Annotated in this window: 25 protein-coding genes and 2 tRNA genes; 14 read left to right on the forward strand and 13 right to left on the reverse strand. The window is 69.7% G+C overall.

The genetic code is table 11. The features are described 5' to 3' along the window. Positions 1–2 precede the first annotated feature (2 nt). Genes ACIGJI_RS01695 through ACIGJI_RS01705 form a run of 3 tightly spaced genes read left to right on the forward strand, consistent with a single transcriptional unit; the run spans position 3 to position 3,186 of the window. On the forward strand, positions 3–1,079 hold the full coding sequence (locus ACIGJI_RS01695; RefSeq protein ID WP_187664030.1) for a mechanosensitive ion channel family protein: 1,077 nt from the start codon (positions 3–5) through the stop codon (positions 1,077–1,079). Continuing rightward, entirely contained in the window at positions 1,076–1,525 is a 450-nt protein-coding gene (locus tag ACIGJI_RS01700) for a globin (protein ID WP_396667007.1), read from the forward strand. The genes ACIGJI_RS01695 and ACIGJI_RS01700 overlap by 4 nt, the downstream gene beginning before the upstream one ends. After that, the gene (locus ACIGJI_RS01705) at positions 1,522–3,186 is read left to right on the forward strand and encodes an FAD-binding dehydrogenase (RefSeq protein WP_363444070.1); all 1,665 of its coding nucleotides are present in this window, start codon (positions 1,522–1,524) and stop codon (positions 3,184–3,186) included. Before ACIGJI_RS01700 ends, ACIGJI_RS01705 begins: the two co-directional genes overlap by 4 nt. Before the next feature lie 36 nt (positions 3,187–3,222). Here ACIGJI_RS01705 and ACIGJI_RS01710 read toward each other — a convergent pair whose 3' ends face one another. Further along, a complete protein-coding gene (locus ACIGJI_RS01710) occupies positions 3,223–3,888 on the reverse strand; it encodes a hypothetical protein (protein WP_363444073.1) in 666 nt (221 codons plus the stop codon). A 50-nt stretch (positions 3,889–3,938) separates the two neighbouring features. Between ACIGJI_RS01710 and ACIGJI_RS01715 the strand changes: the two genes are divergently transcribed. Next, positions 3,939–4,826, forward strand: a complete 888-nt coding sequence (locus ACIGJI_RS01715; protein ID WP_363444076.1) for an acyl-CoA thioesterase II — start codon at positions 3,939–3,941, stop codon at positions 4,824–4,826. A gap of 7 nt (positions 4,827–4,833) precedes the next feature. Here ACIGJI_RS01715 and ACIGJI_RS01720 read toward each other — a convergent pair whose 3' ends face one another. The 4 genes from ACIGJI_RS01720 to ACIGJI_RS01735 all read right to left on the reverse strand — a co-directional run bounded on the left by ACIGJI_RS01720 (position 4,834) and on the right by ACIGJI_RS01735 (position 8,040). Beyond that, entirely contained in the window at positions 4,834–5,322 is a 489-nt protein-coding gene (locus tag ACIGJI_RS01720; RefSeq protein ID WP_187664025.1) for a thioesterase family protein, read from the reverse strand. A 7-nt stretch (positions 5,323–5,329) separates the two neighbouring features. Next, positions 5,330–7,009, reverse strand: a complete 1,680-nt coding sequence (gene ettA / locus ACIGJI_RS01725; protein ID WP_025103391.1) for an energy-dependent translational throttle protein EttA — start codon at positions 7,007–7,009, stop codon at positions 5,330–5,332. Positions 7,010–7,089: 80 nt separating this feature from the next. Next, positions 7,090–7,575 (reverse strand): DUF6993 domain-containing protein, encoded by a 486-nt coding sequence (locus ACIGJI_RS01730; protein WP_232089227.1) that lies wholly within the window; start codon positions 7,573–7,575, stop codon positions 7,090–7,092. A 9-nt stretch (positions 7,576–7,584) separates the two neighbouring features. Further along, a complete protein-coding gene (locus ACIGJI_RS01735; protein ID WP_187664024.1) occupies positions 7,585–8,040 on the reverse strand; it encodes a single-stranded DNA-binding protein in 456 nt (151 codons plus the stop codon). Between the two features lie 206 nt (positions 8,041–8,246). On the opposite strand from ACIGJI_RS01735, the gene ACIGJI_RS01740 reads away from it, so the two are divergent. Then, positions 8,247–8,522, forward strand: a complete 276-nt coding sequence (locus ACIGJI_RS01740) for a hypothetical protein (protein ID WP_187664023.1) — start codon at positions 8,247–8,249, stop codon at positions 8,520–8,522. 27 nt (positions 8,523–8,549) lie between these two features. Here ACIGJI_RS01740 and ACIGJI_RS01745 read toward each other — a convergent pair. Then, a tRNA-Arg gene (locus ACIGJI_RS01745) sits at positions 8,550–8,625 on the reverse strand. Between the two features lie 61 nt (positions 8,626–8,686). On the opposite strand from ACIGJI_RS01745, the gene orn reads away from it, so the two are divergent. The 6 genes from orn to ACIGJI_RS01775 all read left to right on the forward strand — a co-directional run bounded on the left by orn (position 8,687) and on the right by ACIGJI_RS01775 (position 11,304). After that, complete coding sequence (gene orn / locus ACIGJI_RS01750; RefSeq protein WP_187664022.1) at positions 8,687–9,313, forward strand: oligoribonuclease; 627 nt, start codon at positions 8,687–8,689, stop codon at positions 9,311–9,313. Positions 9,314–9,349: 36 nt separating this feature from the next. Continuing rightward, a tRNA-His gene (locus ACIGJI_RS01755) sits at positions 9,350–9,425 on the forward strand. An 87-nt stretch (positions 9,426–9,512) separates the two neighbouring features. Next, positions 9,513–10,142: a LysE family transporter gene (locus tag ACIGJI_RS01760; RefSeq protein ID WP_187664021.1), complete on the forward strand. Its 630-nt coding sequence runs from the start codon at positions 9,513–9,515 to the stop codon at positions 10,140–10,142. Between the two features lie 30 nt (positions 10,143–10,172). Further along, positions 10,173–10,520, forward strand: coding sequence for a metallopeptidase family protein (locus ACIGJI_RS01765; RefSeq protein ID WP_187664020.1), 348 nt, complete (start codon positions 10,173–10,175; stop codon positions 10,518–10,520). A 2-nt stretch (positions 10,521–10,522) separates the two neighbouring features. After that, positions 10,523–10,810: an ATP-dependent Clp protease adapter ClpS gene (gene clpS, locus ACIGJI_RS01770; protein WP_232089236.1), complete on the forward strand. Its 288-nt coding sequence runs from the start codon at positions 10,523–10,525 to the stop codon at positions 10,808–10,810. Further along, positions 10,807–11,304, forward strand: a complete 498-nt coding sequence (locus tag ACIGJI_RS01775; RefSeq protein WP_363444080.1) for a DUF2017 family protein — start codon at positions 10,807–10,809, stop codon at positions 11,302–11,304. Before clpS ends, ACIGJI_RS01775 begins: the two co-directional genes overlap by 4 nt. A 6-nt stretch (positions 11,305–11,310) precedes the next feature. Here ACIGJI_RS01775 and ACIGJI_RS01780 read toward each other — a convergent pair whose 3' ends face one another. Genes ACIGJI_RS01780 through gatC form a run of 6 tightly spaced genes read right to left on the reverse strand, consistent with a single transcriptional unit; the run spans position 11,311 to position 16,863 of the window. Continuing rightward, positions 11,311–11,892: a hypothetical protein gene (locus ACIGJI_RS01780; protein ID WP_315636906.1), complete on the reverse strand. Its 582-nt coding sequence runs from the start codon at positions 11,890–11,892 to the stop codon at positions 11,311–11,313. Further along, the gene (locus ACIGJI_RS01785; protein WP_071328758.1) at positions 11,876–12,193 is read right to left on the reverse strand and encodes a hypothetical protein; all 318 of its coding nucleotides are present in this window, start codon (positions 12,191–12,193) and stop codon (positions 11,876–11,878) included. Before ACIGJI_RS01785 ends, ACIGJI_RS01780 begins: the two co-directional genes overlap by 17 nt. A gap of 37 nt (positions 12,194–12,230) precedes the next feature. Continuing rightward, positions 12,231–13,487 (reverse strand): DNA polymerase IV, encoded by a 1,257-nt coding sequence (gene dinB / locus ACIGJI_RS01790; RefSeq protein ID WP_187664016.1) that lies wholly within the window; start codon positions 13,485–13,487, stop codon positions 12,231–12,233. Between the two features lie 48 nt (positions 13,488–13,535). Beyond that, on the reverse strand, positions 13,536–15,050 hold the full coding sequence (gene gatB, locus ACIGJI_RS01795; RefSeq protein WP_259951623.1) for an Asp-tRNA(Asn)/Glu-tRNA(Gln) amidotransferase subunit GatB: 1,515 nt from the start codon (positions 15,048–15,050) through the stop codon (positions 13,536–13,538). Next, positions 15,050–16,567 carry an Asp-tRNA(Asn)/Glu-tRNA(Gln) amidotransferase subunit GatA gene (gene gatA / locus ACIGJI_RS01800; RefSeq protein ID WP_259951625.1) on the reverse strand — a complete coding sequence of 506 codons (1,518 nt, stop codon included), beginning with the start codon at positions 16,565–16,567 and terminating at the stop codon, positions 15,050–15,052. The genes gatB and gatA overlap by 1 nt, the downstream gene beginning before the upstream one ends. Then, complete coding sequence (gene gatC / locus ACIGJI_RS01805) at positions 16,564–16,863, reverse strand: Asp-tRNA(Asn)/Glu-tRNA(Gln) amidotransferase subunit GatC (protein WP_025103377.1); 300 nt, start codon at positions 16,861–16,863, stop codon at positions 16,564–16,566. The genes gatA and gatC overlap by 4 nt, the downstream gene beginning before the upstream one ends. Before the next feature lie 65 nt (positions 16,864–16,928). On the opposite strand from gatC, the gene ACIGJI_RS01810 reads away from it, so the two are divergent. The 3 genes from ACIGJI_RS01810 to ACIGJI_RS01820 are packed head-to-tail and all read left to right on the forward strand — an operon-like array spanning position 16,929 to position 21,005. Continuing rightward, on the forward strand, positions 16,929–18,629 hold the full coding sequence (locus ACIGJI_RS01810) for a long-chain-fatty-acid--CoA ligase (RefSeq protein WP_363444085.1): 1,701 nt from the start codon (positions 16,929–16,931) through the stop codon (positions 18,627–18,629). 46 nt (positions 18,630–18,675) lie between these two features. Continuing rightward, a complete protein-coding gene (locus ACIGJI_RS01815) occupies positions 18,676–20,514 on the forward strand; it encodes a DEAD/DEAH box helicase (protein WP_396654857.1) in 1,839 nt (612 codons plus the stop codon). Between the two features lie 11 nt (positions 20,515–20,525). Next, positions 20,526–21,005 (forward strand): GNAT family N-acetyltransferase, encoded by a 480-nt coding sequence (locus ACIGJI_RS01820; protein ID WP_187664012.1) that lies wholly within the window; start codon positions 20,526–20,528, stop codon positions 21,003–21,005. Positions 21,006–21,008: 3 nt separating this feature from the next. On the opposite strand, the gene ligA is transcribed toward ACIGJI_RS01820, so the two are convergent. Continuing rightward, positions 21,009–23,324 (reverse strand): NAD-dependent DNA ligase LigA, encoded by a 2,316-nt coding sequence (gene ligA / locus ACIGJI_RS01825; RefSeq protein ID WP_366243687.1) that lies wholly within the window; start codon positions 23,322–23,324, stop codon positions 21,009–21,011. Positions 23,325–23,355: the final 31 nt, after the last annotated feature.

A 23,355-nucleotide genomic window follows, 5' to 3' on the forward strand; every position in this document is an offset into this window, starting at 1 on the left:
CGATGCTGATTTCCGCCGAGACGACCCCCGCGCCGACGCCCGCCGAACTCCCGCCGTGGGTGCAGGACATGCTCGCCGTGCTGACCACGGTCGGCGGCAAGCTCCTCCAGATCGCGATGATCATCGGCGCCTGCGTCCTCATCGCGCTCGTGCTGCGCCGGGTGATCACCCGCGTCGTGCACCGCATCGTGGACACCGCCAAGAACAAGGCCGCCGTCGACGACACGCAGGCGCTGGAACGCTCCCCGCTCGCGGACATGCGCCTCGTGCAGCGCACCCGAACGCTCGGCACCATCCTGCAGAACATCGTGAACGTGATGCTCGTCATCATCGCGATCATCCTCATCGTCAACGCGATCGACAACGCTCTCCTCGGATCGCTCACCCTCCTCACGGCAGCGGTCGGCGCCGGCCTGGGTTTCGGCGCCCAGAACATCGTCAAGGACGTGCTGAACGGGATCTTCCTCGTCGCCGAGGACCAGATCGGCATCGGAGACGTCGTCGACCTCGGGCTGGCGAGCGGCGTCGTCGAATACGTCAGCGTGCGCGTGACCCAGGTGCGGGACGTGAACGGGACGCTCTGGTACGTCCGCAACGGCGAGGTCACCCGCATCGGGAACATGTCGCAGGGCTGGGCGCGGGCGATCGTCGACATCGGTGTCGCCCCGGATTCCGACCTCGAGCAGGTCGAGCAGATCCTTCTGGAGACCGCGCAGGGACTGGCGAAGGACCCGAAGTGGCGCACGCGCATCGTGGAGAAGCCGGAGCTGTGGGGCCTCGAGTCCATCGACGGGGATGCGCTCGTCGTCCGGGCCGTCATCAAGACCAGGGCGAACGCGCGGGACGACGTGGCACAGGAGCTCCGACGCCGCCTCCGGGCCGCTCTGCTGGAGAAGGAGATCGACGTGCCGCGTCTCGCGGACGTCGTGCCCACCGGACTGGAGGGCGCGCGCCGCGTCCGGGGCGCCAACCCGCCGAAGACGCGCCCCAACGCCGTCACCGGGGTGCCCGTCATCCCCGACCGCGGCATCTGGCGACGCAAGAAGAACACCGGCGGCGACGGGAGTGCAGACAAGTGACGTTCTACGACGAGGTCGGCGGCCGCGAGACGTTCGCGAAGATCGTCTCGGTGTTCTATCGCGAGGTCGCCCTCGATCCCGTGCTCAAGCCGATGTACCCGGAGGAAGACCTCGGTCCCGCGGAGGAGCGGCTGCTGCTGTTCCTCGAGCAGTACTGGGGCGGCCCGACCACCTACGGCGAGACCCGAGGGCACCCCCGGCTGCGGATGAGGCACATGCCGTTCCATGTGGATCCCGACGCACGCGATCGTTGGCTTCGTCATATGCGCACCGCCGTGGACGAGGCGCAGTTGTCCCCGTTGCACGAAACCACTCTCTGGGACTACCTGGAACGCGCCGCCTATGCCATGGTGAACACATTCGAGCCGTCCGGTATCGGTACGGCACCTCAGGGCCGCACGACCCTGGAGACCCGATCCCGTCAGGAATCAACGGAGAACCCATGACGACGACACCCCCGACCGCAGACGTCCTGGTGATCGGTTGGGGGTTGGCGGGTCTCGTGGCCGCCGCGGAAGCCCTCGAGGCCGGACGTCGGGTCGTCATCGTCGACCAGGAGCCCCGCACGAACCTCGGCGGGCAGGCGTGGTGGTCGTTCGGCGGCCTGTTCCTCGTGGACTCCCCGGAGCAGCGCCGCCTCGGCATCAGCGACTCGCTCGAGCTCGCGACCCAGGACTGGTTCGGTACCGCGGGATTCGACCGGCCGGAGGACGAATGGCCACGGCGCTGGGCCGAGGCCTATCTGCAGTTCGCGGCCGGTGAGAAGCGCTCGTGGCTCCGCTCCCGCGGCGTCGGCTTCTTCCCGGTGGTCGGGTGGGCCGAGCGGGGCGGCTACGGCGCCCTCGGCCCCGGCAACTCGGTCCCTCGCTTCCACATCACGTGGGGCACCGGGCCGGGGATCGTCGCCCCGTTCGCGGCCGCCGTCGAGCAGGGTGAGCGCGAGGGACGACTCACCGTCCTCGCCAGACACCGCGTCGAGGAGCTCATCCTCACCGACGGACGCGTGACCGGCGCGCGCGGGAGCGTGCTGGCGTCGGATGGTGCCGCACGCGGCATCCCCTCCTCGCGCGAGGTCATCGGCGCCTTCGAGATCGACGCGACGGCGACGATCGTGGCCTCGGGGGGCATCGGCGGAAACCATGACCTCGTCCGCGCGGCCTGGCCCCCGCGCCTCGGCACTCCCCCGGCGCACATGCTCTCCGGCGTGCCCGCCTATGTCGACGGCTCGATGCAGGCCGTGAGCGCCACCGCCGGCGCCCGCCTCATCAACGGCGACCGGATGTGGCACTACGTGGAGGGCATCACGAACTGGAACCCGGTGTGGCCGCAGCACGGCATCCGCATCCTGCCAGGGCCGTCGTCGCTGTGGCTCGACGCGACCGGACACCGGCTCCCCGTTCCGCTCTTCCCCGGCTTCGACACCCTCGGCACGCTCGAGCACCTGCGGCGGACGGGCCACGACCACTCCTGGTTCGTGACCTCGCGGCAGATCGTGGAGAAGGAGTTCGCGCTGTCCGGCAGCGAGCAGAACCCCGACCTCACCGGCAAGGATGTGGCGCTGCTGCTCAAGTCCCGCCTCGCGAAGGGGCCGACGGGACCAGTGCAGTCATTCCTCGACGAGGGCGAGGACTTCATCGTCGAGAACGACCTGGAGTCGCTGCTGGAGCAGATGGCGGCTCATCCCGGCGGCGAGCTCCTGGACATCGATGCCGTGCGCCGGGAAGTGGTCGCTCGCGATCGCGAGATGGCGAACGACTTCAGCAAGGATGCGCAGATCGGCATGCTGCGCTCGATGCGGGCCTATCGCGGGGACAAGCTCATCCGCACCGCGGCGCCGCACCGGCTGCAGGATCCCTCCGCAGGACCGCTGATCGCGGTCAAGCTGCACGTGCTGACCAGGAAGTCCCTCGGCGGGATCAACACGGATCTCGACGGTCGTGCCCTGGACGGAGGCGGCGCACCGATTCCTGGCCTCTTCGCCGCCGGTGAGGCCAGCGGCTTCGGCGGCGGGGGCGCGCACGGCTACCGCGCCCTGGAGGGGACATTCCTCGGCGGGTGCCTGTTCTCCGGCCGTCAGGCGGGACGCGCGGCGGCTGCCCTCGGCTGAACCGGCACTGTTCCCCTGGTCCTGCCTGCGGTCACGTCAGTCGGTGGAGCCGGTGGCCCGCACCCCCGTCAGTCCGGTGGCGACGGGGCCCCGTGCGAGGACGTGGCCGCGGCGGAACGCGAGCCGCGTCCAGCGGCCGGACCGCGTGACGGTCACGTCCTCTTCACCGGAGATGAAGCCCAGCGCGTCCGCGGCGAACGCCACGCCCCGCGGCAATCCGCCGAGGTCGTCGTCCGGCTCGCCCCAGATGGCCGCACGAAGCGCGCGCACGGCCTCCTCACCCGACCCCGGTCCCGCACCGTGGGCGACCGCGGAGATGCCCCACTGTGCACGCTGCGCGATGGTGGAGGCGGGCAGGACGGACTCCGCGAGCCAGCCCTGCCGCGGGGGCGCGACGCCGGCCCATGCGGGCGAGAGGGCGGTCTCGGGCAGCCCGAGGCGCTGCGGGTCGTCCGTCGGGCTCAGGGCGTCGATCACGAGGTCGCACTCGAGCTCCGGATCGGCACGGACGATGCGCATGGCGAGGATCGTCGGCGTCTGGTCGAAGAGCCCCTGGGGTGCGAGGACCGCCGTCGTGAGCGCCAGGACGCCGCGATGGGCCTGCAGGCGAACTCCTTCGTCGGACACCCGGGCCGCGCGGCCCGTGAACGTGAGGACATCCTTCGCCGTGTCCGGATCGGCGAGCAGGAGCTGAGGGGTCACGCGTTCTAAACTACCAACGAGCGGCGACCCGGGGCCGCGGAGGGGAACACATGAGCGCCGACGAACACGCCATCCAGACCGTGGAGCGTCTTCTCGACGTCCTCGACCTCGACGCCACCCAGGCGCGGACCACCGAGGACATCTTCACCGGTTCGTCGCACCCGATGCCGAGCGGCCGCATCTACGGCGGTCAGGTGCTCGCGCAGACCCTCGTGGCCGCGGAGCGCACGCTGCCGGAGGACCGGGCCGTCCACTCGATGCACGGGTACTTCCTCCGCCCCGGCGACGCGAGCCAGGGCATCACCATCGCCGTCGACCGCATCCACGACGGCCGCTCGTTCTCCACCCGTCGGACTCAGGTATACCAGAACGGCGTCCCGATCTTCTCGATGATCGCCTCGTTCCAGGACGCCGACCCCGGAGTGGAGCACGCCGAGCCCATGCCCGCCGGTATCCCTGTCCCCGAGGACCTCGTCCCCGATGAGGACCGGGTGCCGGGCCTCGCCGGCGGTGCACGGCGCATGCTGAGCGAGCGCGCCGCGGACATCCGCCACGTCGACTCCCCGCTCTATCTGCCGAACGATGATGAGAGGGTTCCGCGGCAGGCGGTGTGGATGCGGCTGCGTGCCCCGCTCCCTAACGACCAGCGGCTGCATCGGGCCGCGCTCGCCTACCTCAGCGACATGACGATCCAGGAGTCGATCCTGCGCGCTCACGGAGTGTCATGGTCGCTGCCCGGGTTGAAGGTCGCGAGCCTGGACCACGCGATGTGGTGGCATCGTCCGGCCCGCGTGGACGAATGGCTCCTCTACGTGCAGGAGTCGCCGAGCGCCCGGGGCGGTCGCGGTCTGGCCACGGGGCGGGTGTACACCCGTGAGGGCGCGCTGGTCGCGAGCGTCGCGCAGGAGATCATGATTCGCGTCCCGGAGGATCACTGACCTGCGCTCAGCGGTGGGCGTACTCGATGGAGGGGCCGACGTACGGCTCCCATGCCTCGCGCATCTCCGCGGTCAGCCGCGTCGGCCGCCCGGTCCCCGCGTCGACGAGCACGATGACGGCCGTGGACCGCGCGTAGAGTTCACGCGGCTCGGCGGCCGGGTCATTGTGCACCTCGTAGCAGACCTCGACGCTCGAGCCACCGAGCTTCCCGAACCACATCTGCACCTCCAACGGGCGGCGCTGATACGGCACCGGAGCGAGGTACTCGATCTCCTGCCGCGCGATGAGCGTCAGGATGCCTTCCTCGATCCCGGAGTCGAGGACGGCCGTGGACGGCGCCTGCTCGCCGGGTCCCGCCCGCCAGAACGCGCGGACGCGCGCCTCCTCGAGCAGCTTCAGCATCGAGGTGTTGTTGACGTGGTTGAACGCATCCAGATCGCCCCAGCGGAGCTGGATCGGGATGTGCAGGCGGGAACCCGGCGAGTCGGTGCTCATGACCGGCTCAGTCGCGCGTGAGCTTGCGGTGGGTCGAGCGGTGGGGCTTGGCCGCGTCCGGCCCGAGGCGCTCGATCTTGTTCTGCTCGTAAGCCTCGAAGTTGCCCTCGAACCAGTACCACTGGTCGGGCTTCTCGTCTGTGCCCTCGTAGGCGAGGATGTGCGTCGCGATCCGGTCGAGGAACCACCGGTCGTGGGTGATGACCACGGCGCAGCCGGGGAACTCGAGCAGCGCGTTCTCCAGGGAGCTCAGGGTCTCGACATCGAGGTCGTTGGTCGGCTCGTCGAGGAGGAGCAGGTTGCCGCCCTCCTTGAGGGTGAGCGCGAGGTTCAGACGGTTGCGCTCTCCACCGGAGAGCACGCCGGCCTTCTTCTGCTGGTCCGGACCCTTGAACCCGAACTTGGACACGTAGGCACGGGACGGGATCTCGGTCTTGCCGACCGTGATGAAGTCCAGACCGTCGGACACGACCTCCCACAGGGTCTTGTTCGGGTCGATCGACGAACGCGACTGGTCGACGTAGCTGATCTTAACGGTCTCGCCGATCTTCAGGTCTCCGCCGTCCAGCGGTTCGAGACCGACGATGGTCTTGAACAGGGTCGTCTTTCCGACGCCGTTCGGACCGATGACGCCGACGATGCCGTTCGGCGGGAGGCTGAAGCTCAGGCCGTCGATGAGCGAGCGCCCGTCGAAGCCCTTCTTGAGGTTCTTCGCCTCGATGACGACGTTGCCGAGTCGAGGACCGGCAGGGATCTGGATCTCCTCGAAGTCCAGCTTCCTCGTCCGCTCCGCCTCGGCCGCCATCTCCTCGTACCGGGCCAAACGGGCCTTCGACTTGGTCTGGCGGCCCTTCGCGCTGGAGCGGACCCAGTCGAGCTCGTCCTTGAGGCGCTTCGCGAGCTTGGCGTCCTTCTTGCCCTGGATGTCGAGGCGCTCGGCCTTCTTCTCCAGGTACGTCGAGTAGTTGCCCTCGTAGCCGATGAGGCGGCCGCGGTCGACCTCAGCGATCCACTCGGCCACGTGGTCGAGGAAGTACCGGTCGTGGGTGATCGCGATCACGGCGCCCTTGTACGACTGGAGGTGCTGCTCGAGCCAGAGCACGCTCTCCGCGTCGAGGTGGTTGGTGGGCTCGTCGAGGAGCAGCAGGTCGGGCTTCTGCAGCAGCAGCTTGGCCAGCGCCACACGGCGCTTCTCGCCACCGGAGAGCGGAGCGATGGCCGCGTCGCCGGGCGGGGTGCGCAGGGCGTCCATCGCCTGCTCGAGCTGGGAATCGAGGTCCCAGCCGTCCGCCGCGTCGATCTCCTCCTGCAGCGTGCCCATCTCCGCGAGCAGCGCGTCGAAGTCGGCGTCCGGGTCGGCCATCAGCGCGGAGATCTCGTTGAACCGGTCGACCTTGGCCTTGATGGCGATGCCGTCCTGGATGTTCTCCAGGACCGTCTTCGACTCGTCGAGCTCGGGCTCCTGCATGAGGATGCCTACGGAGTAGCCCGGCGAGAGCTTGGCCTCACCGTTGGAGGGCGTGTCGAGCCCCGCCATGATCTTGAGGATCGTCGACTTTCCGGCGCCGTTGGGGCCGACCATGCCGATCTTCGCGCCCGGCAGGAACGCCATCGTGACGTCGTCCAGGATGAGCTTCTCACCCACCGCCTTGCGGGCACGAACCATGGAGTAGATGTACTCAGCCACCGAAAACCGCTCCTTCTGTTGGCGTCGAAGATCGACACTCCAGCCTACCGGCCGTGAGCGGGCTTATCTGTGTACGCGGGTCACCAGTCGATCGGCCGCGTCACGCCCACGAGACAGCGCCCGCCGGCGAGCTGCGGCATGACGGTGGTCACGACGGCGCCGGTGGAGGGTCCGACCTGTCCGATCAGGCACTCCTCCTCGCCCCAGCGGACCGAGAACTGGATGCTCTCCGCCGGGTTCCCGACCGTGGACTGGTCCGGCGTGAGCTGCATGGCGTCCCGATCGAACCCCGCCGCGACGAGACCGTCGACGTATGCCCGCCCCTCCGCACGCTGCTCCGTGCCCCACACCTGTTCGGCCACTGCGGTGAACACGGGAAGGTTGTCTGCGGCGCTCCCGCCCGGCACCAGAGCAGGCGCGGCCGGCGGTGTCGGCGTGGCACTGGCCGTCCCGGTCGGGGTCGGCGTCACCTCCGGCTCCGGGGCGCACCCGGCGAGGACGGCTGCCGAGAGACCGGCGACGAGCACGAGCGTCGCAGCGCGGGAGTTCAGGACCGATCGGAGCACGAGCAGAGTCTAGGCCGCCTCGCCCTCCGCCGGCTGCTCCCACGCATCGCGCCCTTCCTCATCGGTCGTCGGGACGTCCCCGCTCACCTCCACATCCGTGGGAGACGGACGGGTGCTCGGTCGGTACGCGGTGGTCCCCCACCGCAGATCGTGTCCGATCGTGTCGGCGTCGATGTCGACGCTCGTCCCCTGCTTGCCATTGCTCTCCCACGGTCGTACGCGCAGTCGTCCCGAGACGATGACGCTGTCGCCGACCCTGAGCGATGCGCGCGCATGCTCCGCGAGCTGGCGGAAGGCGGCGATCGAGAACCAGTTGGTCCCCGCATCCACCCACGAGCCGCTCGCTGCGTCGAAGCGCCGGTGCGTGCTCGCCAGCCGGAAGTTCGTGACGGGCACCCCCGCACTCGTCCGCCCCGGGGTGGGCTCCGTCGCGACTCTCCCCACGATGGTCACGGTGTCGATCATGCGTTCGTCCTCTCGCTGCCGGCTCAGCGGCCGGATGCCCTCCAGCGTGCACCTCGCGGAGCAGGTTGCAGGGGCACGATCGCGCGATCTGTGGACGGGCTAAGGCAACCGTCATCCGTGCAGAAGAAGCCAGGTCACCGCCGGATATCGATGCGCGGGCCAATGTCGGTGGTCGGTCGTATGTTCGAACCATGGAAGGAGAGACCATGACCGCCACCACCACCGCTTCGATCCCTGCTCCCGGAATCCCCCTCGTAGCCCCGCCGCTCGCGTCCCGGCGAGAGCACCTCGTCCGTGCCGCCGATCACCTGTGGCGCGTACAGGACAGCCGCGAGCACGTCCTCGGCCACCTGCGCGTGGTGGCCGATCCTCTCGGCCTCCGGTACCGGGCGGAGCGGCTCCATCTGGCGACGGGCGGCTTCCGGCTGATCGGCGAGTTCTGGCGCGCGGACGACGCCGTCGACGCGCTGCGACACTGCTGACCTCCGGTCGACGTGACCGGCGATCACTGGCGCCCCCGGCAGGATTCGAACCTGCGACCAAGAGATTAGAAGGCTCCTGCTCTATCCCCTGAGCTACGGAGGCGGACATCTCTACCGTACCGCGCTCCCCCGGCGGATGTCGGGGCCGTCGATAGGATGGCGACATGGTGACTGCTTCCGAGAACGACCGCCTCGTCTGGATCGACTGCGAGATGACGGGACTCGATCTCGCCATCGATGAACTGGTCGAGATCGCGGTGGTGGTCACCGACTTCGAGCTGCGTCCGCTCGACCCCGGCTTCCAGGTCGTCATCCGTCCGAGCGCGGACGCCCTCGCGCACATGAACGACTTCGTCACCGCGATGCACGAGACCTCCGGGCTCATCGAGGAGATCCCGCAGGGGATCAGCCTCGAGGAGGCGGAGGAACAGACGCTGGCCTACATCCGCCGCTTCGTCCCGCTGGAGCGCCGAGCGCCTCTCGCCGGCAACACGATCGGCACCGACCGGATGTTCCTCGCGAAGTACATGCCACAGGTCGACCAGTGGCTGCACTACCGGAACGTCGACGTCTCCAGCATCAAGGAGCTTTCCCGCCGCTGGTACCCGCGGGTGTTCTTCCAGGCACCTGCCAAGGACGGCGGGCACCGCGCGCTGGCGGACATCCTCGAGTCGATCCGCGAGCTGCGTTACTACCGCGAAGCCGTCTTCGTCGACGAACCGGGACCTTCCAGCGATGATGCGAAGGAGATCGCCGCCCGCACGGTGTCGGAGTTCACCTCGAACATGTAATAGACTCGTGGGGTTGCCTGTTTCGGCGGGCGCATGGTGGGTATAGCTCAGCTGGTAGAGCGCCTGGTTGTGGTCCAGGAGGTCGCGGGTTCAAGCCCCGTTACTCACCCCAGCTCGAAGAGGCTCGGACCGTTCGGTCCGGGCCTCTTCGCCTTTCGGCCGGTCCGGCCCCGTGGTCGCGCGGCCCTAGACTGTCCTGGTGTCACTGGCGGTCTGGTTCTCCCTTCTCACCGCATCCGTGGTGATCAGCTTCACGCCGGGAGCCGGCGCGATCAACACGATGTCCAACTCCCTCACCCAGGGCTGGAAGCGCTCGATCTGGGGCATCATCGGCCAACAGATCGCGCTCATCGTCCATGTGGTGATCGTCGCCGCCGGAGTCGGGCTCCTCGTCTCGCGCTCGGATCTCCTGTTCAACGTCATCCGGTACGCCGGCGCCGCCTACCTCGTCTACCTCGGGATCCGGTTGATCCTGACCCGGCCCGCGCCGGCACTCGACGACGCGCCGGATCCTGTGGACGCCCGGGAGAGCCACTGGTCGATGATGCGCCGCGGGTTCTGGGTGAACCTGCTGAACCCGAAGGCGATCGTGTTCTTCCTCGCGTTCATCCCGCAGTTCATCCGACTGGACCAGCCACCGCTCCCCCAGTACCTGGCACTCGTCGCGACGGTCGTGGTCGTCGATGTCCTGGTGATGTGGGGGTTCTTCGCCACGGCGGCGCGTCCCTTCCGGCGTCTCACGCGCTCCCCGCAGGGACAGCGGATCCTCAACACGGTGTTCGGAACCCTCTTCATCGGCGTGGCAGCCCTCCTCGTCCTTCTGCACTGAGCACCCGGCCGTCGCCGTAGGCTGGAGGGGATGGACATGGACGCCGCGGCCTTCGAGGCCCTCGTGATCGACGAGCTCGACCAGCTGCCCGATGAGATGGTCGAGCAGCTCGAGAACGTCGTCTTCGTCGTGGAGGACCGTCCGGAGGACGGCGGCCTCGACCTGCTCGGCCTCTACGACGGCCTGGCGCTGACGGAGCGCACGCAATACGGGATGGGCGAGCTGCCCGACCGCATCATCGTCTACCGGGAGCCGCACCTCGCACAGTGCGACGACATCGACCAACTCCGTGACGAGATCCACACCACGCTCGTCCATGAGATCGCGCACTTCCACGGCATCGACGACGCGCAGCTGCATGAGCTCGGGTGGGCATGATCATGTCGACCGCTCTTCCCGAGGTCGAGGAGACCACTGACCTGTTCGCTGCTCCGCTGGAGCCCTGGGAGGTTGTCGTATGGAACGACCCCGTGAATCTGATGAGCTACGTCGTGCGCGTCTTCCGCACCTACTTCGGCTACACGACCGAACACGCCACCCGCCTCATGCTCGCCGTTCATCACGACGGCCACGCGATCGTCGCCACCGGCCCGCGAGAGACCATGGAGGTGCACGCTCAGGCGATGCACGACTACGGACTCTGGGCGACCGTCAGGAAGGCCGCATGAACACCACGCCGATCACCGTCTCCGTCGCCACGATCGAGGGGATGCACCTGGCCCGACTCGTCGATGACTTCATGGAGGTGCTGCGGGACTCCGAACAGGACGACCCGGGGGTGGCCCGGCTGACCCCGAACGCCTACCCGGACGACGACGATGCGTCGGCCGCATTCGCCTCCGCCACGCGCGCGGACCTCCTCGACCGGCGGTTGCACGACGCCCGCACGGTTCGCGCATCGCTGCAGATGTTCGACCCCGACGCCGAGGTGACCGATGCCGACGCCCGGATCCCCCGCGATGTCGTGGTGCGCCGTGACCACGTGGACTCCTGGCTGCGCACCCTCACCGCCATCCGCCTCGTGATCGCGACGCGCCTCGGCATCACCGACGACGAGCCCGACGTCGGGGGCGATGGTCAAGCGGTGTACGACTGGCTGGGATACCGCCTCGAACTCCTCATCGAAGCCGTGGACGAGAGCGACGCCGACGCACTCCGCTGAGTGAGCTCAGGGAACCTCGACGACTCGGGTGGCGAGTTCGCGGGGGTGGTCCCGCTCGACGTGACGGCGCTCCTGCGCCGCCCAGCGGTCCCAGTGCGGGCGGTAGGTGTCTCCGTCCCGGGCAAGCGCCCGTGACTTGCGTGACTGTTCCCCGGATTCCACCCAGACGCGGACATCCGCCAGCCGTGCCGTGGACGGACGCAGGATCCCGCTGCCCTCGACGATGACCCCGAGTGCGGGATCCACGGCGTGAGTCTCCGCCTCCTCCCCGCGCTCCCAGTCCCAGCGACGCCAGGCGCCGAGCAGGCCGCGTCCGTGCGGGCGGAGGATGCCCTCCAGCGCCTTCTCCGCGCCCCCGTCGAGTCCGTCCCAGCCCGGGTACAGCGAATCCAGCGCGATGACCTGCACGCGGCCGGCAACCGGCCAGGCATGTGCCACACGCGCAGCCAGAGAGGTCTTGCCGGCGCCGCTTCCCCCGTCGATGATCACGACAGGATTGGACGCCGCGAGTGCGCGGACGTCCTCGACGATCAGTGTCGCGGCGCGCGAGAGAGCAGCTGCGACCGCGTCGTCACTTCTTGAGGGCACGGATGATGCGCGTGAGTGCCCGACCTGTGACCCAGACGAAGGGCACGGCCACGACCAGGAGCGTCACGATGTTCGGCTCGAAGCGCAGTCCCTCTTCGCGACGGACATAGACACCGACCGGGACCGACACGCCGCCGCCCCCGCCGCCTTCTCCTCCGTCGCCGCTGGCGCCGCCGAAGCCCGCGTAGGTGAACGCCACCGGAGTGACGGTGACACCGTCGATCTCCTGCGGCTCCCCGTATGCGCTCTTCACGCCGAAGGACGCGACCTGATTCCCGAGTTCCAGTGCAATGTTCGGCATGTTCCCACGGTAGCCGACGGCGGCCTCCGGCGCGCGGTCAATCGACGCCGTGATCCTTCGGATGGCGAGCGGCACCTCGTCCTTCACCTCGTCCGATGTGGCGCGCTCTGCTGATCGTCGCCGAACCGAACCGTGCCATGGCCTCGTCGACCGCCCCCTCGACCTTGCGCCAGCCCTCGTCGTCATCCCAGAGCGCCAGCGCGCTGCCTCCCGCAGGCCGGAGGTTCTCGGCGCGGACTCCCACGAGGCGGATCGGGTCGCGACGCTCGATGAGCGCGAACAGACCCTGCGCCGCCTCGCCGATGCGCTGCCCGACCGCGGTGGGTTCACTCAGCGTCTGCGATCGGTTGACGGTCCGGAAGTCGTCGAAGCGGATCTTGATCGCGACCGTGGAGGTCTCCCACCCGGCCCGACGCAGGCGGGCGCCCACGCGATCGGCGAGCCGGAGCAGTTCGGCGCGGAGGAACGCTCGATCCGTGATGTCCTGGTCGAACGTCTCCTCGTGGCCGATGCTCTTCTCCACGCGCTCGGTGTCGACGGCGCGGGGGTCCTCTCCCCGGGCGAGCTGCGCGAGCCGCGTGCTGAGCGCCGGCCCGACAGCCCGGTCCAGCATCTCCGGCGGCGCCGTGCGCAGGTCGTCGATCGTGCGGAGGCCGCGGGCTTCCAGAGCTTCCGCCGCCTTCGGCCCCACTCCCCACAGCGCCCGTACCGGGCGCGGCGCGAGGAACGCGAGAGTGTCGTGCTCGGCGACCACGAGCATTCCGTCGGGCTTTGCCATGGTCGATGCCATCTTCGCGACGTGCTTGGTCGCGGCCACGCCGACGCTGCAGGTGATGCCGACCTCCGCGAGGACGCGCTCGCGGATCTGGGCGGCGATCCGGGCCGGACTCCCCCAGAGCCGGCGCACACCCTGCACGTCGAGGAAGGCCTCGTCCACCGACAAGGGTTCCACGAGCGGCGTGAACGACTCGAAGATCGCCATCACCTGCCGCGAGACCTCTTGATACCGAGAGAAGTGCGGCGGGACGATACGTGCGGTGGGACACAACCGCAGAGCCTGCGATACGGGCATGGCGGAGCGCACGCCGTAGCGCCGTGCTTCGTAGGAAGCGCTGGAGACCACCGATCGTCCGTCCGGGGATCCGATGATCAGCGGCAGCCCGCGAAGACCCGGATCATCCAGCACCTCGACGGCGGCGTAGAACGCATCCATGTCGACGTGGAGGATCCGCGTCCCGGAATCGTCGGCGTCGGCCGAGGACACCATGCGGCCTCTGCCATCACCGTGTCCCATGAGTCCATTGTCCCCCGGGCCTCCGACACGGAGGCCCGGGGGCGAGAATCACTGCGCGGCGCGCTCGAGGATGAGTTCGCGGACGCGTGCGGCGTCGGCCTGGCCCTTCATGGCCTTCATGACCGCGCCGATGATGGCACCGGCCGCCTGGACCTTGCCATCCTGGATCTTGGCCATCACGTCGGGCTGCGCGGCGAGAGCCTCGTCGATCGCCGCGATGAGGGCGCCGTCGTCCGAGACCACGGCGAGACCACGGGCGTCGACGACCTCTTGCGGCGTGCCTTCCCCGGCGATCACGCCCTCCAGCACCTGGCGCGCGAGCTTGTCGGTCAGCGTGCCGGCATCGACGAGCTGCTGCAGTGCGGCGACGCTCTCCGGGCTGACCAGGTCGACCGCGTCCTTCTCCTGCGCGTTGGCGAGGCGGGTGATCTCCCCCGTCCACCACTTCCGTGCCGCGGCGGGCGTGGCCCCGGCGGCGATCGTGGCCTCGACGACGTCGAGCAGACCGCCGTTGCGCACGTCCTGGAACTCCAGCGGGGTGAAGCCCCACTCGTCCATGAGCCGGCGACGGCGGGCGACGGGCTGCTCGGGCAGCGCCGCACGCAGCTCCTCGATCAGCTCGCGGGGAGGCTGCACCGGAAGCAGGTCGGGCTCGGGGAAGTACCGGTAGTCGTCGGCGTCCGACTTCGGACGGCCGGGAGAGGTGGTCCCGGTGTCCTCGTGCCAGTGCCGCGTCTCCTGGGTGATGGTGCCGCCGTCGGCGAGGATCTGCGCCTGGCGCTGGATCTCGTACCGCACCGCACGCTCCACCGAGCGCATCGAGTTGACGTTCTTCGTCTCGGTGCGCGTGCCGAGCTTCTCCTCGCCACGAGGACGGAGAGACACATTGGCGTCGCAACGGAGGTTGCCGCGCTCGAGGCGAGCCTCGGAGATCCCGAGCCCGCGGACGATGTCGCGGATCGCGGCGACGTAGGCCTTGGCGACCTCGGGGGCCCGGTGATCGGTGCCGAAGATGGTCTTCGTCACGATCTCGACGAGCGGGACACCGGCACGGTTGTAGTCGACGAGCGAGTACTCGGCACCCTGGATACGCCCGGTCGAGCCGCCCATGTGCGTGAGCTTGCCGGCGTCCTCCTCCATGTGCGCGCGCTCGATCGGGATCGTCACCATCGTGCCGTCCTCGAGCTCCACCTCCACCGAGCCCTCGAAGGCGATCGGCTCGTCGTACTGGGAGATCTGATAGTTCTTGCCGAGGTCCGGGTAGAAGTAGTTCTTCCGGGCGAAACGGCTGGACTCGGCGATCGAGCAGCCGAGCGCGAGGCCGAGGCTGATCGAGGATCGGATGGCCGTCTCGTTGACGACCGGCAGCGAACCGGGCAGACCCAGATCGACCGGCGCGATCAGGGTGTTCGGCTCCGCCGCGTGGTACGCCTCGTTCGCGGGGTTGGGCGCGTCGGAGAACATCTTCGTGTTCGTGTTGAGCTCGACGTGCACCTCGAATCCGAGGACCGGCTCGAACATCTCGAGCGCCTTGTCGAAGTCCATGAGCTTGGCAGCGGCCATCAGCGCGCGCCTCCTTCCAGCTGGGGGGCACGGGACAGCAGCGGCGCGCCCCAGGAGTCCACGAGCAGCGTCTCGAGGGCGGCGCCCACGCGGTACAGACGAGCGTCCTCCCGCGCCGGGGCGAGGAACTGGATGCCGACGGGCAGGCCGTCGTCGTCCGCAAGACCACTCGGGATCGAGATGCCGGGGACACCGGCGAGGTTCGCCGGGATCGTCGTGATGTCGTTGAGGTACATCTGCAGCGGGTCGTCGATCTTCTCACCGAGCTTGAACGCGGTGGTCGGGGCCGACGGGGTCGCGATGACGTCGACATCGGCGAAGGCCGCGGCGAAGTCCTGCTGGATCAGCGTGCGGACCTTCTGCGCGCTGCCGTAGTACGCGTCGTAGTAGCCCGCCGACAGCGCGTAGGTGCCGAGGATGATGCGGCGCTTGACCTCGTCGCCGAAGCCGGCGTCGCGCGTGGCGGACATCACGTCCTCGACGGTGGGGTTCCCGGCCGGGGTGACGCGGAGACCGAAGCGCACCGAGTCGAACTTGGCCAGGTTGCTCGAGGCCTCCGCCGGCAGGATCAGGTAGTAGGCGGCCACGCCGTACTCGAAGTGCGGCGCACCGATCTCCACGATCTCCGCGCCCTGCGCCTCGAGCAGCGCCAGCGCGCTGCGGAACGACGCCGCGACGCCCGGCTGGAAACCGCTGTCGGGGAGCTCGCGGATGACGCCGACGCGCAGACCCTTGAGGCCGTCGCCGCGCGCACCCTCGCGTGCGGCCGCCGCGAAGGACGGCCACTGCTCGTCGAGCGACGTGGAGTCCTTCGGGTCATGGCCGCCGATCGCGTCGTGCAGCAGACCGGCATCGAGCACCGTGCGGGTGACCGGGCCGACCTGGTCGAGGCTCGACGCCAACGCGATGGCGCCGTATCGGCTGACACCGCCGTACGTCGGCTTCACGCCGACCGTGCCGGTCACGTGCGCAGGCTGACGGATCGATCCGCCGGTGTCGGAGCCGAGGGCGAGCGGGGCCTCGAAGGCGGCGACGGCGGCGGCAGAGCCCCCACCCGAGCCCCCGGGGATCCGGTCGAGATCCCAGGGGTTGCGTGTCGGGCCGTAGGCGGAGTGCTCCGTCGACGAGCCCATCGCGAACTCGTCCATGTTCGTCTTGCCGAGCGGGATGAGTCCGGCGGCACGGGAGCGGGCCACGACCGTCGCGTCATACGGCGAGCGGTAGCCCTCGAGGATCCGCGAGCCGCTCGTGGTCGGCTGATCGGTCGTGACGAGGACGTCCTTGATCGCGAGCGGGACACCGGCGATCGGCCCGAGGTCCTCCCCCGCGGCACGGCGGGCGTCGATGTCGGCCGCGGCCTCGAGCGCGTGCTCGTTGACGTGCAGGAACGCGTGCACGGCGCCGTCGACCTGGGCGATGCGGTCGAGGTGCGCCTGCGTGGCCTCGACGCTGGAGACCTCGCGCGTCGTGAGCTTGTCGGCGAGCTCCGCCGCCGTCAGTCGGATGATGTCGCTCACTGCTCTTCTCCCAGGATCGCGGTGACGCGGAACCGGCCGTCGGCCTGGTCCGGGGCGTTCTGCAGCACCTGCTCGTGCGTCAGCGTCTCGCCGACCACGTCGGGACGGAACACGTTACTCAGCGGGATCGGGTGGCTGGTCGCGGCGACATCGGCGGTCGCGACCTCGGACACCTTGGCGATGTTGTCGACGATGGCGTCGAGCTGGCCGGTGAGCCGCGTCACCTCGTCGTCGTTCAGCTGGATGCGCGCGAGCACGCCGAGATGGCGCACAAGATCAGGGGTGATTTCAGACACGCTCCCCAGTCTAGTTGGCGAGCCGCCCGCCGCTCGGTGCGGCGCGGCCCGCCTAAGCTGGGCGCGTGAGCACGTTCCAGCCCCCTCGCCCGTGGATCGCCAGCTACGCCGACGGCGTCCCGGAGGACCTCGCCCCCGTCAGCGGCTCCCTCGTGGACATCGTCGCCGCGTCGGCGCGGGACTATCCCGATGCCCCGGCCCTGCAGTTCTTCGGCAGGGAGACCACCTACGCACAGCTGCAGGAGGCGATCGATCGCGCCGCCGCGGGGCTCCGGGATCTCGGCGTGCGCGCCGGCGACCCGGTCGCCATCGTCCTGCCGAACTGCCCCCAGCACATCGTGGCGTTCTACGCCGTGCTGCGACTCGGAGCGGTCGTGGTCGAGCACAACCCGCTCTACACGCCCCGCGAGCTGCGCAAGCAGTTCGAGGACCACGGCGCCAAGCACGCGATCGTCTGGAACAAGGTCGTGGCGACGGTTCAGGAGTTCCCGAGCGACCTGGCCGTCTCGACGCTCGTGTCCGTTGACGTCACTCGCGCCATGCCCGCACTCACCCGCTTCGCGCTCCGGCTGCCGGTGGCGAAGGCGAGGGAATCGCGGGCGGCGCTGACCGAGCGCGTCCGCGGCACCGTCCTCTGGGAGTCGGTGGTCGCCGGTGCCCCGATCCCCGCCTCGCATCCGCAGCCCGGCACGGACGACCTGGCGATCATCCAGTACACGTCGGGGACCACGGGCACGCCGAAGGGCGCCGCCCTCACCCACCGCAACCTCCTCGCCAATGCGGCACAGTCCCAGGCCTGGGTCCCATCCATCCAGCGCGGCAAGGGCTGCGTCGTGTACGCCGTGCTGCCCATGTTCCACGCCTACGGCCTGACCCTCTGCCTCACCTTCGCGATGTCGATGGGGGCGCGCCTCGTGCTGTTCCCGAAGTTCGATCCCGATCTCGTGCTGGACGTGGTCAAGAAGCACCCGGCGACGTTCCTGCCGCTCGTGCCGCCCATCGCCGACCGGCTGCTCGCGGCCGCCAACGCCAAGGGCGTCTCCCTCGACGGCATCGAAGTGGCGATCTCCGGCGCCATGGCGCTGCCGCACGAACTCGTCGTCCCGTTCGAAGCCGCGACGCACGGCTATCTCGTCGAGGGCTACGGTCTGAGCGAGTGCTCCCCCGTCCTCATGGCGAACCCGGTGGCCGACAACCGTGTCCCCGGCACGGTGGGCCTCCCGCTCCCCGGGACGGAGTGCCGCGTCGTCGATCCGGAGAACCCCACCGAGGACGTCCCGGCCGGTTCCGCCGGCGAGCTCGTCGTGCGCGGCCCTCAGGTCTTCTCCGGGTATTACGGAAAGCCCGAGGAGACGGAGGCCGTGTTCGTCGACGGCTGGTACCGGACGGGCGACATCGTCACGATCGACGACGCCGGATTCGTGCGGATCGTCGACCGGATCAAGGAGCTCATCATCACGGGCGGCTTCAACGTCGCCCCCACCGAGGTCGAGAACGCGCTGCGCCAGCATCCGTCGGTCGTCGACGCTGCGGTCGTCGGACTGCCCAGCGACCACTCGGGCGAGGAGGTCGTGGCGGCGATCGTCGTCGACCCCGGGGCCGATGTCGATGTCGAGGCGATCCGCGAGTACGCCCGCAGCATCCTCACGCCGTACAAGGTGCCGCGCCGCGTCTTCGTCGTCGACGAGCTGCCGATGTCGCTGATCGGCAAGGTGCTCCGCCGGCAGGTGAAGGAGAAGCTGCTCGCCCTCACCTCGGGCGTCTGACCCGGTCGCACAGGAAGCGGGTCGCCGGGCGCGCTACCCTTGGGAAGTGACCCCTGAAGAAGTGACCCCCACCGACGCCCCTGACGAGTCCCCCGCAACCCCCGGATTCGAGGACCTCGGCATCACCGGGCCGGTCCTCAAGGCCATCAAGGATCTCGGTTACGAGACCCCCTCGCCCATCCAGGCCGCGACCATCCCGACGCTGCTCGCCGGCCGCGATGTGGTCGGCATGGCGCAGACCGGCACCGGCAAGACCGCCGCCTTCGCCCTCCCCGTGCTGGAGCGGCTCGACGTCACGCAGAAGACGCCGCAGGCCCTCGTCCTCGCCCCGACCCGCGAGCTCGCGCTGCAGGTCTGCGAGGCCTTCGAGTCCTACGCGTCGCGCATGAAGGGCGTGCACGTGCTCCCCGTCTACGGCGGTCAGGGCTACGGGGTGCAGTTGTCCGCGCTTCGCCGTGGCGTGCACGTCGTCGTGGGAACCCCCGGCCGCATCATGGACCACCTCGCCAAGGGCACGCTCGACCTCTCCGAGCTGCAGTACCTCGTGCTGGACGAAGCCGACGAGATGCTGAAGATGGGCTTCGCCGAAGACGTCGAGCAGATCCTCGCGCAGACGCCGGAGGAGAAGCAGGTCGCCCTGTTCTCGGCGACGATGCCCGCGCAGATCCGCCGCCTCGCGCAGCAGTACCTCCGCGACCCGGAGGAGATCACGGTCAAGTCCAAGACCGCGACCAACACGAACATCACCCAGCGCTACCTCGTCGTCTCCTACGCGCAGAAGGTGGACGCTCTGACCCGCATCCTCGAGGTGGAGAACTTCGACGGGATGATCGTCTTCGTCCGCACGAAGAACGAGACCGAGACCCTGGCCGAGAAGCTCCGCGCCCGCGGATACTCCGCCGCCGCGATCAACGGCGACGTGCCGCAGGTGCAGCGCGAGCGCAGCGTCAACCAGCTCAAGGACGGCAAGCTCGACATCCTCGTCGCCACGGACGTCGCCGCCCGCGGCCTCGACGTCGAGCGCATCAGCCACGTGGTCAACTTCGACATCCCCACCGACACCGAGTCGTACGTCCACCGCATCGGACGGACCGGGCGGGCCGGCCGGACGGGTGACGCGATCAGCTTCATCACCCCGCGCGAGCGCTACCTGCTCAAGCACATCGAGAAGGCCACGCGTCAGCAGCCCACGCAGATGCAGCTCCCGAGCACCGAGGACGTGAACACGACGCGGCTCGCCCGCTTCGACGACGCCATCACGACCGCGCTCTCGGAGACGACGCGCATCGACGCGTTCCGCGACATCATCGCCCACTACGTGCGGCATCACGATGTGCCGGAAGGCGACGTCGCGGCCGCTCTCGCCGTGGTCGCCCAGGGTGCCACGCCACTGCTCCTCGACCCCGCCCAGGACGCCCTGTCGCAGGCCGTGGCCGCCGACAACCGCCCGCCGCGCGAGCGGCAGACGCGGGAGCCGCGCGAACCCCGGGAGCGTCGCGGCCGCGGCGACTACACGCCGTACCGCATCGAGGTGGGTCGCCGGCACCGCGTCGAGCCGCGACAGATCGTGGGCGCGCTCGCGAACGAGGGCGGTCTGGGCCGCGACGACTTCGGGGCGATCAACATCCGTCCCGACTTCTCGATCGTCGAGCTTCCGGCGAACCTCGACCCCGCCGTCCTCGACAAGCTCCGCGACACCCGTATCTCGGGACGACTGATCGAGATCGCTCCCGACCGTGGCCCCGGGGCGCGACGCGGGTCGTCCTCGCGCGACGGCGACGGCCGTGGTCGCCCGACCCGCTACGACAAGCGCGACCGCGACGAGCGCCCGGCGCACGGCGACCGCGAGGAGAAGCCCTTCCGGAAGCCCCGTCACAAGGCCTGAGCGGACCGACGATGCGCATCGACCGCGCCGGCAGGGAGGATCTCCCCGCGCTCGCCCAGCTCAAGTGGCAGGACGTGCCGAGGGACTTGACGGCCGGTCGATCGCTCGACACGTACACCGCGGAACTCGGCGACTGGTGGCAGGCGCACGCCCGCACCCACGTCGCCTTCGTCGCGCGCGCCGAGGAGGATGACCGTATCGTCGGTGCCGCCTGGGTCGCCCTCGTGCCGCGTGTGCCGCGGCCCGGGGCGGTCGATCGCATCTCCGCGGACATCCAGAGCGTCTTCGTCCTCCCGGAGCATCGAGGGCGCGGAGCGGGCCGCGGCCTCGTCGCCGCCGCCTGCGCGCACGCCGTGTCCGTCGGTGCCGAGCGGATCACCGTGCATTCGAGCGAGGCCGCCGTGGGTCTCTACCAGAAGCTGGGATTCGCGGACTCACCGCGGCTGCGACAGTTCCTCGCGCCCACCACGGCGGCCCCGGAGAGCGCCTGAGCCTCACTCCAGCGCCGCAGGGCCCTCCGTGACCAGCACGTGGAACTGCGCGGCGTCGAGGATGCGGACGCCGAGCTCCTCCGCCTTCGCGAGCTTGGAGCCGGCGCCGGGACCGGCGGCCACGAAGTCGGTCTTCTTGGAGACGCTCGAGGCCGCCTTGCCGCCGGCCTTGATGATCGCCTCCTGCGCGCCCTCGCGGGTGTAGCCGTCGAGAGATCCCGTCGCGACCACCGTGAGGCCTTCCAGCACTCCCCCGGCGGCGACAGCTGCTCCCGGCCCGGGGTGGCCCGGCGTCGCCCACTGCACGCCCGCATCCGTCCACTGCCGGACGATGTCCTGGTGCCAGTCGACGTCGAACCACGCGAGCAAGGAGTCGGCGATGATGCCGCCCACGCCCTCGACCGCGGCGAGCTCTTCCCGCGATGCCTCCCGGATCGCGTCGAGCGACCCGAACCACTGCGCGAGCGCCCGCGCCGCGACCGGTCCGACGTGGCGGATGTTGAGGGCGACGAGCAGCCGCCAGAGGTCTTTGGTCTTCGCCTTCTCCAGCTCCGCGAGCAGTGTCAGCGCCTGCGAGGACGGCTGCGGACCCTCCAGACCCGACTTCTTCTCGGCGGCGGTCGGATTCCGTCGGAACGGCGCGCGCGTCTTCACGAGGCCGTCCTCGTCCTCGCGCGGCAGACCCGTCTCCGCATCACGCACGACGACCTCGATCGGCACGAGCTGCTCCAGCGTGAGGGCGAACAGCCCCGCCTCCGTGCTCAGAGGGGGCTCGGCCGGAGTCGTGGGCTGGGTCAGGGCCGCCGCGGTGACCTCGCCCAGGGCCTCGACATCGAGGGCGCCGCGGGAACCGATGTGCTCGACGCGTCCGCGCACCTGCGCAGGGCACGACCGCGCGTTCGGGCAGCGGAGGTCGATGTCGCCCTCCTTCATGGCGCGCAACGGCGTGCCGCACTCGGGGCAGTCGGCCGGCATGACGAACTCCCGCTCCGTCCCGTCCCGCTTCTCGACCACGGGGCCGAGCACCTCGGGGATCACGTCGCCCGCCTTCCGGAGCACCACGGTGTCGCCGATGAGCACGCCCTTGGCCTTGACCACGTCCTTGTTGTGGAGCGTGGCCTGACGGACCACGGATCCGGCGACGTGAGCCGGTGCCATGACCCCGAAGGGAGTGGCGCGACCGGTGCGCCCGACGGAGACGACGATGTCGAGGAGCTTCGTCTGCACCTCCTCCGGCGGGTACTTGTAGGCGATCGCCCAGCGGGGGGCCCGGCTCGTGGCCCCGAGCTCGTCGTGCAGGTCGAGCTCGTCGACCTTGACCACGATGCCGTCCAGTTCGTGCTCGATGTCGTGCCGGTGCTCCCCGTAGTGCTCGACGAAGGCGACGACGTCGTCGATGCTGCGGCACACCTTGGTGTGCGGGCTCGTCGGCAGCCCCCAGGCGGCCAGCAGCTCGTAGACCTGGCTCTGCGCCGCGACCGGCGGGTTCGTCCAGGCGCCGATGCCGTGCACGTAGAGCGCGAGCGACTCGATGCGCAGCAGGCCCGCTTCGAGCTCCAGGCCGTCCTTCTTGTCGATCTGCTGACGCAGGCCGCCGCTGGCGGCGTTGCGGGGATTGGCGAAGGCCGGGAAGCGCCGCGCCGCCGCGGTGCGCGCCTTCTCCTCATCGAACGGCCTCTTCGCGCCGCCCCTGGCCTCCCACCGCGCGAGGGCGTCGGCATGCGCGCGGTCGCGGAAAGCCGCCTGCGCCGCGTTCAGGCGCTCGAACGCGGCGACGGGGATGAAGACCTCTCCGCGGACCTCGACGATCGGCGGGTGTCCCTCCCCGGCGAGCCGCTCCGGGATCTCGGGGAGCCGGAGCGCGTTCTCGGTGACGATCTCGCCGACCCGCCCGTCACCGCGGGTCGCGGCCGACGTCAGGACGCCGTGCTCGTATCGCAGATTGATCGCGAGCCCGTCGATCTTGAGTTCGGTCAGCCAATCGACGTCGCGCCCGGCGGCCGCCCGCGTCTTCTGCGCCCACTCCCGCAGCTCCTCGATCGAGAAGACGTTGTCGAGGCTGAGCATGCGCTCGGCGTGCTCGATGGTCGCGAGCCCTGTCGCCTCGGCCGCGCCGACCATCTGCGTCGGCGAGTCCTGACCCTGGAGCTCGGGGTGCAGGCGCTCGAGCTCTTCCAGGCGCCGCATCCAGCCGTCGTACGTCGCGTCGTCGACGAGCGACGTGTCGCGCCCGTAGTACGCGTCCTTCGCCGCGAGGATGCGGGTGGTCAGCTCCTCCGCCTCGCTGCGGGCGTCTTCCAGTGAGATGTTCTCCGGCACCCCGCCAGTCTAGGAGCGGGGACCGACATCC

This window comes from Microbacterium sp. NPDC064978 (genome assembly GCF_044543605.1).
Classification (GTDB): Bacteria; Actinomycetota; Actinomycetes; order Actinomycetales; family Microbacteriaceae; genus Microbacterium; species Microbacterium meiriae.